The following is a 17,105-nucleotide window of genomic DNA, read 5'->3' on the forward strand; positions in this document are numbered from 1 at the left end:
CTAGACGTCCGAGAGTGTCGCGTGATGGTTGCTATAAGGATTTACGACAGCGCAGGGCGCAACTTGATGCGGCCAGACCACCCCGCCGCCACGGCCCTGACAGCTGTAGGGAGAATCACCGACAGTGCGCATTTTGGCGAGCGCCCACCGCTCCTCAAGTGATTGATAGAAGAAAGGTTTTCTAGAAAGCGGACGCTGCAGCGCACCATTCCGATGTGCGTTCGCGGGCTGTCTCAGAACCCGGAATCGGCCGCATCCTGGCGCGCGAACCAGTCCGCCGAATGCACCTCTTCCGCCGCAACCTCCAGCAGCTGGCGCAGCACCGCCAGCGGAATCTGCACCTGGGTGCCATCGGCCTGCAGTTCCACCCACAACGATTCGTCCCGGGAATCGGCCAGCACCGTCAGTACCGCATGCTCGCGGCCCTCGACGCGTGCCGACAGCTGCAAGGCCATGCCGCCGTCCTGGTCGGGCGACCACAGCCGGCTGTGGGGCGGACGCAGTGGCTCGGTCATCGGTGGCAGTGCCTCACAGTGGCGAACAGGGACCGCGCGCGCAGCCAAGGGGAATCGGTACGCCCGGCGTACAGGTCGCAGTGTACGGACAGTCGTCATCGATTCCGCACACTGACCGCCAGCATGACGCAGTTGCACAGTTGCTACGTGGACGTACTTGCGGCGTGTCCCATGCCGGTACGCGTGCAGGCGCCCCCTCAGTGACCGAAGCATTCCCCCGGACACAGCAGACGTCGACAGCAGACGTCGCGAGCAAGCGTGCTCGATGCGCGCTGCAGTCTTCGACAGCCAGCTCAGCTGGTAATGGTCTGGGTCAGCGATTCCCAGGTCGGCGGCAGCGGCCAGGCCGGGGCCTGGTTGCCGTCCAGCACGCGGCGCAGGTCGCGCTTGTCGATCTGCGGTGCCAGCACGTGCACCAGATCCAGGGCGTAGTCACGCAACACGCGGTCGCGCGGCAGCACTGCCCAGGCGATGCACTCGGCGATCGGCGCCGGCGCCGGCCAGGCGCGCAGGTCCTCGTCGCTGGCGCTCACCGCCATCTCAGCCACCAGCCCGACGCCCAGCCCGGCACGCACATAGGTCTTGATCAGGTCTGCGTCCAGCGCGGTCAGCGCGATGCTCGGCTCCAGCCCGACCTGGGCGAATGCGCGCTGCAGCGACGAGCCCGGCCGCGTGGAGGATTCGTAGCTGATCAACGGGTGCTGCGACAACGCCTGCATGTCCGGCGCGGTGCGTGCCTGATCCAGCGCATGGCCGCGCGGCACGATCACCAGCCGCCGCCAGCGATACAGCGGCACCGCGATGCCGGCGCTCGGTTCGCCGCCGGCGGTGCTGACCACTGCGATATCCGCATCGCCCTGGCTGAGCAGATCCAGCGCCGCACTTTCGGCGGCCTGCTGCAGATGCACGCTGACCTGTGGATAGGCATGCTTGATCTGCGCCACCGCCGGCGGCAGCACGAAACGCGCCTGGGTGTGGGTGGTGGTCAGGGTCAGCTGGCCCTGGCTCTCGCGGCGCTGGTTGGCCGCGTAGGTGCGGATGTTGTTGGCTTCCGACAGCACCGAGCGCGCGCGCTCGATCACTTCCACGCCGGCCGGCGTCACCGCATCCAGGCTGCGTCCCTTGCGCACGAACAGCAGAAAGCCCAGTTCGTCCTCCAGCTGCTTGAGCTGCTTGGACAGACCGGGCTGGGTCGCATGCACACGCGCGGCGGCGAGCGTGATGTTGAGCTCGGCATCGGCGATGGCGACCAGATAGCGAAGTTGGGTCAGCGTCATGGGCTTATATCCAAAAAAGCGCGAGGCGCCACGAAGGACTCGACTGTAGAGGAGTTCTGCGGGCCAGCTTATAACCGAACGCTATTTTCAGGGTGTATGAAGTCATTTCCGACCGCTATATGCCGGCGTTACGGTCTGGCCCTCCCCTCTCGATGCGCTGGCCGTGCCCTCTGTGTTCCCGCTTCTTGCCGACCTGCGTGGCCGTGCCGTCCTGGTGATCGGCGGCGGCGCCGAGGCCGAGCACGCCACCTCCGCGCTGCTGCAGGCCGGCGCCGTCCCCTTGGTCGGCGCGCCGGAATTGAGCCCGCAACTGCGCGACTGGGCGCAGGCCGGGCGGCTGCGTTGGCTGGTGGGACGGTTCGAGCCGGCATGGCTGGAGCTGCCCGACCAACCGGTCTGGCTCACCATCGCCGCCAGCACCGCGCCGGACCTCAACGATGCCTTGCGTACCGCGGCCAGCGCACGCCGCCTGCTTACCCACGACGCCACGCCCGCCGCGTCGGCAGCGCCACCTGCACGGTCCCCGGCGCCACGCACCGCGGTCGGCCGGCTCTCGCCCGGCAGCGTGACCCTGGTCGGTGCCGGCCCCGGCGACCCCGGCCTGCTCACCCGGCATGCCTTGCGCGCGCTACGGCAGGCAGATGTGCTGCTCTACGATCGCCTGGTCAGCCCGCAGATCCTGCAACTGGCCCGGCGCGACGCGCTGCGCGTGGAAGTCGGCAAGGCCGCCCAGGGCCACAGCACGCGCCAGGAGCAGATCCACGCCCTGATGCGCGAGCACGCGCGCGCCGGTCGCCGCGTGGTGCGGCTCAAGGGCGGCGACCCGTTCGTGTTCGGCCGCGGCGGCGAAGAGCTGGAGTTCCTGCGCGACCACGGCATCGGCTTCCAGGTCATTCCCGGCATCACCGCCGCGATCGCCTGCGCCGCCTATGCCGGCATTCCGCTCACCCACCGCGACCATGCGCAATCGCTGCGGCTGATCACCGCGCACTGCAAGGATTCGCTGGACACGCTGGACTGGCAGGCGCTTGGCCAGGAACGCCAGACCCTGGCGTTCTACATGGGCGTGGCCGGCCTGGACGGCATCCAGCAACGCCTGCTGCAGGCCGGCCGCGCACCCACCACCCCGTTCGCGCTGGTGGAAAACGGCTCGCGCCCGCAGCAACGCGTGATCACCGGCACCCTCGCCAGCCTGGCCGCCACGGCGCAGCAGCACGCCGTGCGCGCCCCGGCGTTGCTGATCCTGGGCGAGGTCGCCGGGCTGGCCGCCAGCCTGCACTGGTTCGGCGCAGCGCCGCTGACCGCGCAGCCGCCCCCGCACTCACCCATCGCAACGCCCGACGCGCCCACACTCGCCCACGCAGCCTGATTCCGACGGAGACCCCATGGCCCTGTACGACAACATCCTCGACACCATCGGCCGCACCCCGGTGGTCAAACTCAACCGGCTCGCGCCCGAGCACGTGACCCTGTACGTCAAGGTCGAGTCGTTCAATCCGGGCGGCTCGGTCAAGGACCGCCTGGCGCTGGCGATCATCCTCGATGCCGAACAGCGCGGCCTGCTCAAGCCCGGCGACACCATTGTCGAAGCCACCTCCGGCAATACCGGTGTGGCGCTGGCGATGGTGGCCGCCGCGCGCGGCTACAAGTTCGTCGCCACCATGGTGGAAACCTTCTCGATCGAGCGCCGCAAGCTGATGCGCGCCTACGGCGCCAAGGTGATCCTGACCCCGGCCGCCGAGCGCGGCAGCGGCATGGTGCGCAAGGCCAGGGAGCTGGCCGAGCAGCATGGCTGGTTCCTGGCCAGCCAGTTCGCCAACCCGGCCAATCCGGCCTATCACCGCAACACCACCGCGGCCGAAATCCTGCGCGACTTCGCCGGCCACCGGCTGGATCATTTTGTCACCGGCTGGGGCACCGGCGGCACGCTCACCGGCGTGGGTGAAGTGTTGCGCGTGGCCCGCCCGGAAGTGCGCATCACCGCCACCGAACCGGCCGGCGCTGCGCTATTGCAGGGCCAGGACTGGAAGCCGCACAAGATCCAGGGCTGGACCCCAGACTTCGTGCCGGAAGTGCTCAACCGCGAGGTCGCCCACGAAGTGCTGAGCGTGGAAGACACCGACGCGATCAGCGTGGCGCGCCGCCTGGCCGCCGAAGAAGGCATCTTCACCGGCATCTCCGGCGGTGCCACCGTCGCCACCGCCCTGCGCGTGGCCGAAAGCGCGGTGCCCGGCGCAGTGGTGCTGGCGATGTTGCCCGACACCGGCGAGCGCTATTTCTCCACGCCGCTGTTTGCCGACATCAACGAAGGCTCCGACGACGACTGGCTGGCCGGTCTGCCCTGACCGATCACACAGCGTTGGTTTGTACACACAGGCCGCGCCCACAGCGCGGCCTGTGTGTTTGTGGTCGTCCAGTCATTGCGCAGCTGCCCGGTGTGCTCCCGCGTGCCGGCGCGAACATGCCAACGTCGCGGCACTACGCCTGCGTGGATTTTCGTTCGCGTGCGGCGGACTCCGGCGTGCGCATACTCCCCTCCGCGTCAAGGAAACGTTAGGATGGCGACCGACACAGGGAGAACCGTCGTGAGCAACCGGCCGTATGGATACAGCGACACCCGCGTTTCGCGGGCGCCATGGCTGGTCAAGATCACCTCGCCTGCGCACTTCGCGCTTGCCCTGGGCGTGGGCGCCTGGCTGCAGAGCGCACTGCAGCTGCCATTGCCTGCACCGACGCCACTGGCCTGGATCGAGCTGGCCGGCGGCATGATCGCCTGTCTCGGCCTGGCGCTGGCAGTGAGCTGCTTCATCCTGTTCGCGCGTCGGCGCACCACCATCATGCCCAGCGGCCATCCCTCACGGCTGGTACTCGATGGCCCGTATCGCTTCACCCGCAATCCGATGTACCTGGCGCTGGTGCTCAGCTATGTGGGCCTGTGCCTGCAGCTAGGCCTGCTGTGGGCAGTCGTCTTGCTGCCGCTGCCCTGGCTGGCCCTGCAGCGGTACGTGATTCCATTCGAAGAGGCGCGTCTGCGCAACGAATTCGGCCGCCAATACAGCGCCTATTGCGCACGCGTGCGGCGCTGGCTGTAAGTCGCCAATCGTGGCGACATCGCTGCTCGACGATTGAGCGGATTGATCGCAGCTTGCGGGTTCGCATACTTCCCGCCGCACGACCGCCACAGCCGTTCCCGGCAATCGCAGCAGATGAGATGAATGGGCGCTAGCGTGCCTGTTCCGCAACGCGCGCCCCATCACGCGTTCCTCATGCAAATCCCATAATTATCTCGCCATGAAGATCGAAGTCTGGCAAGGCGACATCACCGAACTCGACGTTGACGTCATCGTCAACGCCGCCAACGAATCACTGCTAGGCGGTGGCGGCGTGGATGGCGCCATCCACCGCGCTGCCGGCCCGCGCCTGCTGCAGGCCTGCGAGGCATTGCCGCAGGTGCGTCCAGGCGTGCGTTGCCCCACAGGCGAAATCCGCATCACCGATGGGTTCGATCTCAAGGCGCGGCACGTGTTTCATACCGTCGGCCCGGTGTGGCGCGACGGCAAGCACAACGAGCCGGAGCAACTGGCCAACTGCTACTGGCAGTCGTTGAAGCTGGCCGAGCAGATGATGCTGCATTCGATCGCGTTCCCGGCCATCAGCTGCGGCATCTATGGCTATCCGCTGTACCAGGCCGCGCGCATCGCCGTGACCGAAACGCGCGACTGGCAGCGCTCGCACAAGGTGCCCAAGCACATCGTGCTGGTGGCCTACAACGAGGCCACGTTCAAGGCCTACCAGCAGGCGCTGGCTGCGCAGGAAACCGCTGCCGCCTGACGCCTGTGCGAGGCAGAGGTTGGAGATGACGAGCGCCGCAAGGCGCTCGTTGCGTTTGGAAAGTCGTGCGGGCGCGGGGCAACCCACACAAACAAAAACGCCGGCATCGCTGCCGGCGTTTTCGCTAGGTGTGCTCCGGCCATGAAGCGGCCGGCATGCCGATCAACCCTTCCACTTGCCCAGCGCGGCCAGGCCGTTTTCCTTGGCACGCTCATAGATGACCTGCTGCGCCTTGGCGAAGTTGCCGGTCATGTCCTTGGCCCACAGCTTCAGTGCGGCCTGCTGCATCGCGCGGCCGTACGAGAAGCTCAGCGGCCACGGCAGGTTGCCGAGCTGGTGCATCTCGTTGAGGTGCGCGGTGGACTGCTCGTCGGTCTGGCCGCCGGACAGGAACACGATGCCCGGCAGGATCGCCGGCACGGTCGACTTCAGGCACATCACGGTGGACTCGGCCACTTCCTCGACGCTGGCCTGCTCTTCGCAGCCCTTGCCGGAGATGACCATCGAGGCCTTCAGGATGGTGCCTTCGAGCACCACATTCTGCTCATACAGTGCGCCGAACAGCGAACGCAGCGTGGCTTCGGTGACCTCGTAGCAGGTCTCGATGTCGTGGTTGCCGTCCATGATCACTTCCGGCTCGACCATCGGCACCAGGCCCTGCTCCTGGCACAGCGCGGCATAACGCGCCAGCGCATGCGAGTTGGCCTCGATGCAGGTGCCGGACGGGATGTCCTCGCCGATGTTGATGACCGCACGCCACTTGGCGAAGCGTGCGCCCAGCGTGTAGTACTCCTCCAGACGCGCGCGCAGCCCGTCCAGGCCTTCGGTGACCAGCTCGCCCGGCATGCCGGCCAGCGGCTGCGCACCCTTGTCGACCTTGATGCCCGGGATGATGCCGTGGGCGGTCATGTACTCGGCGAACGGCACGCCGTCCTTGGTCTTCTGACGGATGGTCTCGTCGAACAGGATCGCGCCGGAGATGTAGTCGCTCAGCTTGGGCGTGGTCAGCAGCAGTTCGCGGTAGGCGCGACGGTTTTCTTCGATGTTCTCGATGCCGACGCTGGCAAAACGCTTGGCGATCGTGCTGGTCGATTCGTCGATGGCGATGATGCCCTTGCCCGGGGCGACCATGGCCTGGGCGGTTTCGGCAAGCTGTTCGATGCTCATGTAGTTCCTGTGGCAGCTGCGGGGGAGAACGAAAGTATAGCGACGAAAGTTGCAGACATTCCTTCACGGAATGCCTGCAACCGATTACACGTGTCCGGCATGGCGGATGTGTGGCGCGGCTCCCAGCGTGATGCGCACGCTGCGGGCTGCGTGCCCCGCAGGCGCACTCGCACCGCAGACCCTGTCCCGCACAGCACAACGGCGACCCGCAGGCCGCCGCTGTGTCTGTACGCAACGATGTGGATGCAGCGCGCGTCGACCGACGACGCACGCGCTGCGCAGGCCGTGCGTTACAGCTCGCCCAGACCGCTGGCGCGGCCGTCTTCGCCCACTTCCAGCAGACGCAGCGTGTTGGTGGCGCCGTGGGTTTCCATATGCTCGCCGCTGGTGAACACCACGCGGTCGCCAGGTCCCATGCGCTCGTTCTCCACCAGCAGGCGGATCGCCGCACGTGCGGCTTCGCGCGGGGTCAGGCCGCGGCTGTCGAAGCTGATCGGGAACACGCCACGCATCATCGCCATGTGGCGGCGCGCGCCATCGTGACGGGTGAAGGCGTAGATCGGCATGTTGGAACGGAAGCGCGACAGATACCGCGGCGTGCCGCCGGACTCGGTCAACGCGACCACGCCGGCCAGACCGATGTGCTCGGACAGGAACATGGTCGCCATCGCGATCGCCTGGTCGGCGCGCTGCAGATTGCGTTGCGCCGCTTCGAAGTCGGTGTCGAACTCGAACTGGCGCTCGGCGCCCAGACAGATGCGCGCCATCGCTTCCACCGCACGCACCGGGTAGGCACCGGCCGCGGTTTCGGCCGAGAGCATCACCGCGTCGGTACCGTCGATGACCGCATTGGCCACGTCCAGCACTTCGGCGCGGGTCGGGATCGGGCTTTCCACCATCGACTGCAGCATCTGCGTGGCGGTGATCACCACTTTGTTCTGCGCCAGCGACTCGCGGATGATCTTCTTCTGCAGGCCCGGCAATTCGGCATCGCCGATTTCCACGCCCAGATCGCCACGCGCCACCATCACCACGTCGGAGGCTTCGACGATCTCGACCAGGTTCTCGATCGCTTCGGTGCGCTCGATCTTGGACACCAGCGCGGCATCGCAGCCGTGCTGACGGGCAATGCGGCGCGCGTCATTCATGTCTTCGGCGTTGCGGCAGAACGACACCGCGATGAAGTCCACGCCGATCTTGGCGACGATGCCGATCAGCTCCTTGTCGCGCTCGGTCAGCGCGCCCAGCGACAGGCCGCCACCCTGCTTGTTCAGGCCCTTGCGATCGGACAGCACGCCGTCGTTGAGCACGGTGGTGACGATGCGCTGCCCCTGCACTTCGGCCACCTGCAGCTGCACCAGGCCATCGTCCAGCAGCAGCACGTCGCCGGCGGCCACGTCCTGCGGCAGGCCGAGGTAGCTGACGCCGACCTGGTGCTGGTCGCCGGCAGGCGCATTGGGGTCGGCCACCAGGTCGAAACGCTCGCCGGTGGTCAGCTTGACCTTGCCTTCGGCAAAGCGTTCGACGCGGATCTTCGGGCCCGGCAGGTCGGCCAGGATGCCGACTTCGGCACCGACGCGCACGGCAGCTGCGCGCACTTCGGCCGCGCGCTTGGCCTGGCCGGACGGGTCGCCATGGCTGAAGTTGAGGCGCACCACGTTGACGCCCGCCTTGAACAAGGCTTCCAGCACACCGGGCGGATCCGTCGCCGGTCCGAGCGTGGCGAGGATCTTGGTGCGGCGTTGACGTTCTTTCATGATGGCCTCCCTGTAAAAGCCGCGAAACTTAACACACGCGTCACCTACCGAGGATGGCATTGCGGCATAGCCACCCTCGTATTCCGGCATGTCCTAAAGACAGTGCGGGACAGTACGTACGCTTTCCGCAGCGCGCTGACGCACCGCGGGATGTTGCTGTGGGCTGCCACCCTAACGCGGCAGCGGTGAAGGCCCTACGGGTTGCAGCAGCGGTCGGATGACGGCGAGCGGTCGTCGCAGCGCGGATGCTGCAAGACCCTCGCCGCATCCGCGTGCCGCTACCCAACGACGAGCGCCGGCTGCGCTCGCCTGGCGACGCGCGCAGCTGCTCTGTTTGTCACTCTTACGACTGGATCAAGGCGCGCAACTCGGCAGGCGTGTGCGCGATCGCACCGGCACCGGCGGCACGCAGCTCGGCTTCGTCGCCGAAGCCCCACAGTACGCCGATGCTGTGGATGCCGTGGTGGTTGGCGCCATCGATGTCCATCCGACGGTCGCCGATCATCGCGCAACCGGTCTTGGCGATGTCCAGCCGCCGCAGCGCTTCGGCGATCAGGTCCGGCTTGAAGCGGCGTTCGCCGTCTTCGCTGGCCCCGATCACGTTCTCGAAGCAGGCCCCGAACGGCAGATGCTCGACGATGCGGCGCGCGTAACGCTCGTTCTTGGAGGTCACCACCGCCAGGCGATGGCCGGCGCGGTGCAGGTCGACGACGACCTCACCGATACCGTCGAACACGCTCAGTTCGGTCCAGCCGACCGCGTCGTAACGCCCGCGATACGCCGCCAGTGCGCGCTGCACCAGCTCCGGATCGTCGGGAAAGCAGTCGGTGAAGCTGTCGCGCAGCGGCGGGCCGATCCACGCGCGCAGGGTCTGCGGCGACGGACGCGGCTGGCCCACCGCGTCGAAGGCGTGCACGATGCTGGCGACGATGCCCGGCTCCGAATCGACCAGGGTGCCGTCCAGATCGAAGAACAGCGTGGCTGCACTCACTTGCCGCGTGCCTCGAGCGCCGCCACCGCCGGCAAGGTCTTGCCTTCCAGGAATTCCAGGAAGGCGCCGCCGCCGGTGGAGATGTAGGTGACGTCCTTGGCGATGTCGTACTTGTCCACGGCCGCCAGGGTGTCGCCGCCACCGGCGATCGAGAACGCCTTGGAGCTGGCGATCGCACGCGCCAGCGTCTCGGTGCCGTGACTGAAGGGCTCGAACTCGAATACGCCAACCGGCCCGTTCCACACCACGGTGCCGGCGCTGGCGATCAGCTCGGCGTAGCGCGCGGCGGTCTGCGGGCCGATGTCCAGGATCAGGTCGTCGGCCTCCACGGCGTCGAGCGCCTTCACCGTCGCTTCGGCATCGGGCAGGAACTGCTTGGCAACGACCACATCGGTGGGCAACGGAATCTCCGCACCGCGCAGCTTCGCATCGGCGACGATCTGGTTGGCGGTGGGAATCAGATCCGGCTCGCTCAGCGACTTGCCGACGCCATGCCCGGCTGCGGCGATGAAGGTGTTGGCGATGCCGCCGCCGACGATCAGCTGGTCCACCTTGTTGACCAGGTTGGACAGCAACTCCAGCTTGGTGGACACCTTGCTGCCGGCCACGATCGCCAGCAGCGGCTTGGCCGGGTTGTCCAGCGCCTTGGCCAGCGCATCGAGTTCGGCCATCAACAGCGGACCACCGGCAGCCACTGGCGCGAAGCGGATCACCCCATGCGTGGAGGCCTGCGCGCGATGCGCGGTGCCGAAGGCGTCCATGACGAACACATCGCACAGCGCCGCGTACTTGCGCGCCAGCGCCTCGTCGTCCTTGCCCTCGCCGACATTCATGCGGCAGTTCTCCAGCAGCACCACCTGGCCCGGCGCGACGTCCACGCCGTCGACCCAGTCGCGCACCAGCGGCACGTCCACGCCCAGCAGCGCAGTCAGGCGTGCGGCAACCGGCGCCAGCGAATCTTCTTCGGTCCAGCTGCCTTCCTTGGGCCGGCCCAGGTGCGAGGTGACCATCACCGCCGCGCCCTTTTCCAGCGCCAGCTTGATGGTGGGCACCGACGCGGTGATGCGCTGCTCGGAAGTGATCTGGCCGTTGTCGATCGGCACGTTGAGATCCTGGCGGATCAGCACGCGCTTGCCGGAGAGATCGAGGTCGGTCATGCGGACGATGGACATGGGGTCAGCTCGCTAGGTCTGGGGATTGGGGAATCGGGATTGGGGAATCGAAAAAGCAGCCGGTGGACGTGGCGCCGATGCCTGGGCGCTGCGCGGATGGATGGCTTGGCGCAGCCGTTGCACGCTGGCGTTGCGCCCGCGTGCAGGTCGCGGAGATTGCAGCTTGCCTGTCGCGCATGTCGCTGCCCATACGGCTGGCGATGCGGGGGATGCTCGGTCGAAGACGACGGGCAATGCGGCTGCCTTTGCGACGGGGGATGCCCATTGTCGGACCTTCGCGCCGCAGCGGCAAACCGCGTTGCAACGCGAAGGGTCGTCAGGGGCTGCGGTCGGTCGCCGAATTGCGCAGCAGACTCACTGCAAAACCACCGACCAGCAAGGCGCCGCCGACCAGCAGCGCCCATAGCAACCAGCGCTTCCAGTCACGCGGTGTGGCGGCCGGCTGCAGCGCGGCATCACCGGCCAGCGGCTGTGCCTGCGCGGCGATGTTGGCCTGCGCCGGTTGCCATTGCGCTCCGCGTTCGCGGCGCAGTGCCTGCAGCATCGAGGCCAGCGGCGCATCGCCACGTTGCTGCCGCGCGCTGCCGGCGACCACCGCATACGGCGGCTGCCCCTGGGCGAGGAACATCATCCGCTCCGGCTGGTACCCCACACGCAGCGTCGGCAGCGCAGTGCTGCGCCCTTGTGCGGACAGCAACCGCCACTGGCGATCACGCACCGGGGCTGACAGCTGTTGCGGTGGCGACGCGGCGGCGGTGCCAGTACCCAGGCGATACGCCAACCACGGCCCGGCACGTTGCAGCCATGGCGCGTCATCGGTATCGCGGCTTGCCACGATCCATTCGACCGCCTCGGCCTGACCGCCGCTGACATCGACCTGGGTGATCGGAAAGCGCCCAGGCAAGGCATACACCACTGCCTTGTCCTGCGCAGTGCCCGGCAATTCCAGCCACTGCGATTGCGGCGGCGCCGAGACGCCGTCCAGTTCCGCATCGACCACGCGCAAGGCCGGCAGCTCGCCGGACACCGGCACGATGCGCAGATAGCGCGCGCCCGCGTCCAATGCGATGCGGCGCTGCTGCAGACGCTGCGCCTGGTTGTCCAGCGCCATCACGGTGGCATCTGCGGCGAGCAGGTGCCAGTCGCGCAGATCGTCGCTGCCTTCCACGCGCAGCCGGGCCTGCACCGGCATGTTGCCGTCCCAGTCCAGCCACAGCGCGCGCGGACGATCGCGCAACGCGCTGGCATCGATCAGCCAGCTGCCACCTGCACTTGCAGCGGCAGCGGTGCCGGTGGCGAAGCGGCCTTCCAGCCGACGCACCGCGCCACTGGCATCGCGTTCGGCGATCAGTTGCAGATCGCCGTTGGCAGGCGCTGCACCAGCCGGCAGCGCGAACAAGGGCAGGCGTTGCCGACGCGGCGCGGCAGCCGGCGCGGCATCCACCGGCAAGAGCGCGGCCGGCATCTCCTCGCCACGCGCATCGATCACCGTGACATCGCGCAGCCCCGCGTCATTGGCGCTGCGATAGATCGCCGCATTCAAACGCAGCTGATACATGCCGGCGTCCGCGCCGGTTACCTGCAGCGGCCACTGTTGACGATAGTCCTGGCGCACATCGGCTGCCTGCGCCAGCAGCGGCACCAACAGCAGCCATCCCCATTGCCTCGATTTCATGCCTGATCCTTGTCCACGCCATCGTCTCCGCCAGTCTGCTCTTCGGCCACCGGCTGGCGCGGCGGCGCCGGTGCCAGATAGCCCACCACGGTGCACAACAGGCCATAGGCCATGAACGAGCCGATGCCGAGCAGATTGCCCAGATGCTGGCGGTCGACCAGCACCAGCTTGGCCAGCACCAGGCCCATCAACAGCGCACCACCCAGCCACAGTCCACGCTGACCGCGCCGCGAGCCGATCACCCAGCCCAGCACGCCCAGCACGCTCCACACGATGGTCAGGCTGGTCTGCGACAGGGTCGCGCCGATCAACCCGGCATCCCACGCCACGCCACCCCAGTGGTGCACGCTGTGCAAGGTGCTGCCGGTGATCAAGGCCCAGCCCGACACGCCCAGCGCAGTCACCCGCCACCGTTGCACGGCCAACGGCGCCTGCGCAGACCAGGCCCAACGCGCCAGCAAGGCCAGCACCGCCAGTTGCGCCAGCTCGGCCGGATTGAGCACGGGCAGCCATGGCAATGGCGCCGCGCTCACCGGGTCCAGCAGCACGATCAACCAACCGATGCCCAGCACCGCGAACACACAGCCCAGCAAGGCATTGCGTGCCCGATCGAAACCCGCACCCTGCGGCCACGCCAGCCACGGCCAGCGCAACAGCCCCACTGCCGCCACGATCAGCCAGGGCGCGGCCAGCAAGGCGCAACGCCAGCCATTTGCCAGCATGAACGTATCGGCCAGCCAGGCTACGCCCAACGACACCACCAACGGCCACAGCAGCCACCAGATGAACTGTGCGGCCACCGCGCCTGCGCCGTGCTGCCTGCGCAGGCACCACAGCGCGCGCGTGCCGGCCACGGCGAACGCCAACCAGGCCAGCGCCCCCCAATGCGCGAACGGTTGCGTATGCGCATGGCTCTGCCACAGCGCCAACGGCGCGGCCAGCGCCAGCCCGAACATCGCCGTCCACACCAGCGCCGTTGCCGGGCGACGCCGATGCACCTCGGCTGCCAGCCACACGCTGAGCGCGACAAAGCCCAGCAGCAGATCCGGCTCGCTGCGCAGATCGCCGGCAAAGCGCAAGATCTCGTGCACACCGCACAGCGCCCACCAGCCCAGCCCCCACAGATACGCCACCAGCGCGCGGCGCGGCTGCCCTGCATCGCGTAGGAACCAGGCACTGGCCCAGCCGGCCAATGCAAGCAGCAAGGTACTCATGCAGGTAGCGTTGGCAACGGCCACTGTGTCGTGGCGCCACGCATCCACACCGAAGGCGACCCCGACCGCCGCCAGCAACTGCAACGCCACCCCGCTGAACTGCGGGATGCGACGCTGCTGCCGCAGCCCCAGCCACAACAAGCCGGCGCCTTCGAGCGCGAAGACGCTGGCGGTGGCACGCGCCGACAAGGCCAGCGGTACCGCCAGGGTCGCAAAACCGACCGCCAGCATCGCGTGCGCCTGGCCCAGCAGGCGCGTGGAGGCACGTCGCAGCAACCAGCTGGCCAGGCCCGCGTACAGCGCCGCCACCGCCAGCGCACACAGCGCCAACGGCAGGCGCTCGCCATCCAGCAGGCGCGCCTGCAATGCGAAGGCCACCAGCGGGGTGCCGAACAACAGGCTGCCGTCGATGAGCTTGCCCGCACTGCCATCGCCACGCCGCGCGTGCAGTACCGGAATCGCCACATACATGGCGAAGAACAACAGCAGGAACGGCTCGGTCGTGGCGAATTTCGCCGGGGCGTATTGCAGCGCACCCCACAGCGTGCCGATGCCGAAGGTGAAGGCGAATCCGAGCAGGTTCAGCACCCGCCACGGACGCGTCCAGGCGATCGCCACGATGCCGGCGTTGAGCACCGCGTAGTACGAAAACAGCGCGACATGATTGCCGCTGCCGGTGGACAGCCAGATCGGCGCGAGAAAGCCGGCCAGCACGCCCAGTACGGCCAGCGTGCGCGAATCCTGCACCACCGCCAGCACGCACATGCCGGCAATCAGCACCACGCTGATGCCCATCGCAAGACCCGCGCCGAGCAGCCCGTACAGCTTGAACGCGGCGAATACCGTCAGCAGCAAGCCGCCGATGGCGCCGCCCTGCAACGCCAGCGCAAAGCCCGGCCGCTGCAGCCGTTGCTTCCAGCCGAAGACCAGGCCGACCAGCGCCAGCACACTGATGCCGGCCAGCCGCAGCTCGATCGGCATGCGCATCCAGCCCTGGTCGCTGGCGTACTTCAACAGCGACGCCACACCGGCCAGCAACACCAGCATGCCGACCTTGACCGGCACATTGCCCTCGGTGAACCAGCGCTTCGCTGCGCTGGCCACGCGCGCCAGCGGGCCCGGCCCGGAGGGCACGTGCGCTGGCTGCTCGGACTCGGCAGGCGCAGCGATCAGGGGCGGCGCTTGCACTGCGCTGCGCGCCGCCGACGATGCGGGAGCTTCTGCCGGCAATGATGGCGGCACTGGCAGTGGTGCGACCGGCGACGGCGCCGGCGCGGCTTGCAGATCTGCTGCGAGAGGCAGCTCAGGCTCGCCAGACGCAGGCATGCCGACGTTGGACGCCGCTTGCGGCTCCCACGCGCCGGCAGGCGATGGCGATGGCGCTGACCTGTGCACCGCCGCCGCGTCCGCACCTGCTGCGCCGCTGGCCTGCCATTGCGCAAGCCGCTGTTCCAGCGCATCCACGCGCCGCCGCAGCCCGGCGATCCACACCAGGGCGATCACCAGCCCTACCGGCACCGCAAGCAGCAACAGCACCACCGTCACAATCATCGTTTCCAACGCACAGCCCCTGAGTCGGCATCCGGCCGAATGCGCGAACCATACAGGCTCAGGCCGCGTCTGGGCAGCCAATCACTGGCTGAAGCGCAGCGACGCGATGCCTTCGGCGCCACCTAGCCACACTGGCCATAGGCACGAACATGCACTCCAAAAAAACGCCCGGAAGAACCGGGCGTCTGACACTTATTCGCGGTAGCCGCTGTCGTTCTTGTTATGGATGATCCAGATCAGGTTGCCGCCGGTGTCCATCGACTTGCCAGCGAACACCAGGCGCCCCTGGCCCTTGTAGGCCATCTCGTAACGGTAACGGTCGCCGCCGAAGAAGAACGGGATAAACGCCTTGCCGGTCACGTAGGAGCCCTGATCATTCGGCTGACCAATCAGGTCGGTGACCTGCTTCATCGGCATACCGATCTTCAGCTGGGTGAACTTGCTGTCAGGCGCCGGCTTGCCGGTGATCTCACCTTCGTAATCGTTGATGCCCTTGACCGTTTCGCCATAGCCCGCCTCGACATCGGCCGACTTGATCACCTCGCCATCGGCATTCATCCAGGCCGGCGTACCGGTCTGCTTCTTTGCCATTGCCTGCGGCGCCAGCCCTGCCAGCACCATCGTCAGCACCATGGTTCCCATCCACATACGATTGAGCTGCACGTTGTCTCTCCTTGAATTCATTGGGTGCCCCTGTACGTCCTCTGTGGTCCCAGCGCAGGAACAATCACTGGCCAGCAGGTTATTAGCGCACGCGCCTGGGTCGATGTCCACGCTGAGCCGTCTTGCAGATCCAGTAATTCGCTACTTGCCGAGCTTTACCTCTAGTGCTACAAACGCGCCAGCGCACGGGTGAGCACCCGATTCGCAAGGACCAACGGCATCACTGCCCTGCACGGACGTATCACAATGCACACCCTCTTCCGCTCTTACTCACTCTCCGCACTTTGCGCACTCGTCCTGCTGACGACCGCACCGCAGGCCTCTGCCGACATATTCGGCACCGCTGAAGATGTCGCCCGAAGCTGGATTGGCCACGACGCCAGCGAACTGATGATGCAATGGCCGGTAGGGAAAGGGCTCTATACGTCCGAAAACACCGAGACGCAGGAGACTGCCTACACTTACAACTTCGGCATAGAGGCGCACTACCGCACCAATTACTGGACCACGCAGGGAGGGATTATCGGCACGGTCGGCGGAGGCAATGGCGTGGCCGCCACCCCGATTTTTCAGGAAAACCAGCATAGCGAGGAAGTCTTCGTTCCCGCCGAACATCATTGCGAAATCACCTTCGTCGCCGATTCGGACGGAATCATCACCCGATACGATTTCGCTGGCAGCAAGTGCAACGACCATGTGCGTAGCTGGGGGCGCCCAAAACAAAAGAAGTAGCGCCATCCCTGATCGACATCAATCTATCAAACAAGGAACGCTCCGAATGAAACCACGGAATTGGATTAGTCGTACTGCATGGCTGGCGCTCGCACTGGCGCATTTTATGCTTGCTGTACCTGTCATGGCCGAATCGGCAAGGCACGGGACCATTGCAGCGATGGAACCCATCGAGAACAAAGGCGAAAACGTTCCAGAACGTACCAAGCGCCTGAAGAATGCAGCCTCGAACTTCGGCGGCATGGCGGGCAGCTTTCTCGGCCTGAAATCCAACAGTCCACTTGGTGCGGAGGCTGGAGCGGCGGCAGGCACGTATGCCGGCAAGCAGGTTGGCGACAAAGTTGTCAGCAATGGTGCAGCCTCGCACTACATGCTGAAGATCCGTTTCGACAACAAGTCGCAGGTAATCGTGACAAAGCCGAGTGCCGAAGTATCCGGCTTGGCAGTTGGTAGCCGAGTCGCCGTCACAGGCAAGGGCGAAGACATGCGCATTACTGCAGAATGAGTGTTTACTAAGGATCAGGACTTCAAATAAAAAAGCGCCATAAGGCGCTTTTTTA

At 66.8% G+C, this 17,105-nt stretch carries 15 protein-coding genes; 6 read left to right on the top strand and 9 right to left on the bottom strand.

Annotation, left to right across the window (positions count from 1 at the left end):
- Window positions 1–233: 233 nt before the first annotated feature.
- Both AC1KVE_RS14010 and AC1KVE_RS14015 read right to left on the bottom strand, forming a co-directional pair.
- Entirely contained in the window at window positions 234–515 is a 282-nt protein-coding gene (locus AC1KVE_RS14010; RefSeq protein ID WP_184456683.1) for a hypothetical protein, read from the bottom strand.
- Window positions 516–808: 293 nt separating this feature from the next.
- Window positions 809–1,792: a LysR family transcriptional regulator gene (locus AC1KVE_RS14015; protein WP_024938173.1), complete on the bottom strand. Its 984-nt coding sequence runs from the start codon at window positions 1,790–1,792 to the stop codon at window positions 809–811.
- Window positions 1,793–1,955: 163 nt separating this feature from the next.
- Here AC1KVE_RS14015 and cobA point away from each other — a divergent pair, with 163 nt between their 5' ends.
- The 4 genes from cobA (at window position 1,956) to AC1KVE_RS14035 (ending at window position 5,623) form a co-directional block, all read left to right on the top strand.
- Window positions 1,956–3,161: a uroporphyrinogen-III C-methyltransferase gene (gene cobA, locus AC1KVE_RS14020; RefSeq protein ID WP_481092383.1), complete on the top strand. Its 1,206-nt coding sequence runs from the start codon at window positions 1,956–1,958 to the stop codon at window positions 3,159–3,161.
- Window positions 3,162–3,177: 16 nt separating this feature from the next.
- Complete coding sequence (gene cysK, locus AC1KVE_RS14025) at window positions 3,178–4,137, top strand: cysteine synthase A (protein ID WP_016902280.1); 960 nt, start codon at window positions 3,178–3,180, stop codon at window positions 4,135–4,137.
- Between the two features lie 240 nt (window positions 4,138–4,377).
- Entirely contained in the window at window positions 4,378–4,884 is a 507-nt protein-coding gene (locus AC1KVE_RS14030) for a methyltransferase family protein (RefSeq protein ID WP_481092384.1), read from the top strand.
- Between the two features lie 199 nt (window positions 4,885–5,083).
- Window positions 5,084–5,623, top strand: coding sequence for an O-acetyl-ADP-ribose deacetylase (locus AC1KVE_RS14035; protein ID WP_024938170.1), 540 nt, complete (start codon window positions 5,084–5,086; stop codon window positions 5,621–5,623).
- 162 nt (window positions 5,624–5,785) lie between these two features.
- Here the strand turns inward: AC1KVE_RS14035 and AC1KVE_RS14040 are convergent, their stop codons facing one another.
- The 7 genes from AC1KVE_RS14040 to AC1KVE_RS14070 form a co-directional block, all read right to left on the bottom strand.
- Window positions 5,786–6,790, bottom strand: coding sequence for a class I fructose-bisphosphate aldolase (locus tag AC1KVE_RS14040; protein WP_016902277.1), 1,005 nt, complete (start codon window positions 6,788–6,790; stop codon window positions 5,786–5,788).
- Between the two features lie 290 nt (window positions 6,791–7,080).
- Entirely contained in the window at window positions 7,081–8,547 is a 1,467-nt protein-coding gene (pyk, locus tag AC1KVE_RS14045; protein WP_024938169.1) for a pyruvate kinase, read from the bottom strand.
- 343 nt (window positions 8,548–8,890) lie between these two features.
- Window positions 8,891–9,538 (bottom strand): HAD family hydrolase, encoded by a 648-nt coding sequence (locus AC1KVE_RS14050; RefSeq protein WP_481092385.1) that lies wholly within the window; start codon window positions 9,536–9,538, stop codon window positions 8,891–8,893.
- Window positions 9,535–10,710, bottom strand: a complete 1,176-nt coding sequence (locus AC1KVE_RS14055; protein WP_024938168.1) for a phosphoglycerate kinase — start codon at window positions 10,708–10,710, stop codon at window positions 9,535–9,537. The genes AC1KVE_RS14050 and AC1KVE_RS14055 overlap by 4 nt, the downstream gene beginning before the upstream one ends.
- 316 nt (window positions 10,711–11,026) lie before the next feature.
- A complete protein-coding gene (locus AC1KVE_RS14060; protein WP_481092386.1) occupies window positions 11,027–12,385 on the bottom strand; it encodes a DUF3999 domain-containing protein in 1,359 nt (452 codons plus the stop codon).
- Window positions 12,382–15,150 carry a DUF2339 domain-containing protein gene (locus AC1KVE_RS14065; protein WP_481092419.1) on the bottom strand — a complete coding sequence of 923 codons (2,769 nt, stop codon included), beginning with the start codon at window positions 15,148–15,150 and terminating at the stop codon, window positions 12,382–12,384. Before AC1KVE_RS14065 ends, AC1KVE_RS14060 begins: the two co-directional genes overlap by 4 nt.
- Window positions 15,151–15,342: 192 nt before the next feature.
- Window positions 15,343–15,771 carry a hypothetical protein gene (locus AC1KVE_RS14070; protein ID WP_046346046.1) on the bottom strand — a complete coding sequence of 143 codons (429 nt, stop codon included), beginning with the start codon at window positions 15,769–15,771 and terminating at the stop codon, window positions 15,343–15,345.
- 288 nt (window positions 15,772–16,059) lie between these two features.
- Here AC1KVE_RS14070 and AC1KVE_RS14075 point away from each other — a divergent pair, with 288 nt between their 5' ends.
- On the top strand, window positions 16,060–16,545 hold the full coding sequence (locus AC1KVE_RS14075) for a hypothetical protein (RefSeq protein WP_046344060.1): 486 nt from the start codon (window positions 16,060–16,062) through the stop codon (window positions 16,543–16,545).
- A 106-nt stretch (window positions 16,546–16,651) separates the two neighbouring features.
- Entirely contained in the window at window positions 16,652–17,050 is a 399-nt protein-coding gene (locus AC1KVE_RS14080; protein ID WP_046344062.1) for a hypothetical protein, read from the top strand.
- The last annotated feature ends 55 nt before the right edge of the window (window positions 17,051–17,105 follow it).

The sequence above is a fragment of the Xanthomonas sp. NCPPB 2864 genome, assembly GCF_056675615.1.

Coding starts and splice junctions, on each gene's coding strand:
- AC1KVE_RS14010 (WP_184456683.1), bottom strand. CDS start 515: ATGACCGAGCCACTGCGTCCGCCCCACAGCCGGCTGTGGTCGCCCGAC.
- AC1KVE_RS14015 (WP_024938173.1), bottom strand. CDS start 1,792: ATGACGCTGACCCAACTTCGCTATCTGGTCGCCATCGCCGATGCCGAG.
- cysK (WP_016902280.1), top strand. CDS start 3,178: ATGGCCCTGTACGACAACATCCTCGACACCATCGGCCGCACCCCGGTG.
- AC1KVE_RS14035 (WP_024938170.1), top strand. CDS start 5,084: ATGAAGATCGAAGTCTGGCAAGGCGACATCACCGAACTCGACGTTGAC.
- AC1KVE_RS14040 (WP_016902277.1), bottom strand. CDS start 6,790: ATGAGCATCGAACAGCTTGCCGAAACCGCCCAGGCCATGGTCGCCCCG.
- pyk (WP_024938169.1), bottom strand. CDS start 8,547: ATGAAAGAACGTCAACGCCGCACCAAGATCCTCGCCACGCTCGGACCG.
- AC1KVE_RS14055 (WP_024938168.1), bottom strand. CDS start 10,710: ATGTCCATCGTCCGCATGACCGACCTCGATCTCTCCGGCAAGCGCGTG.
- AC1KVE_RS14060 (WP_481092386.1), bottom strand. CDS start 12,385: ATGAAATCGAGGCAATGGGGATGGCTGCTGTTGGTGCCGCTGCTGGCG.
- AC1KVE_RS14065 (WP_481092419.1), bottom strand. CDS start 15,150: ATGATTGTGACGGTGGTGCTGTTGCTGCTTGCGGTGCCGGTAGGGCTG.
- AC1KVE_RS14070 (WP_046346046.1), bottom strand. CDS start 15,771: ATGGTGCTGGCAGGGCTGGCGCCGCAGGCAATGGCAAAGAAGCAGACC.
- AC1KVE_RS14075 (WP_046344060.1), top strand. CDS start 16,060: ATGCACACCCTCTTCCGCTCTTACTCACTCTCCGCACTTTGCGCACTC.
- AC1KVE_RS14080 (WP_046344062.1), top strand. CDS start 16,652: ATGCTTGCTGTACCTGTCATGGCCGAATCGGCAAGGCACGGGACCATT.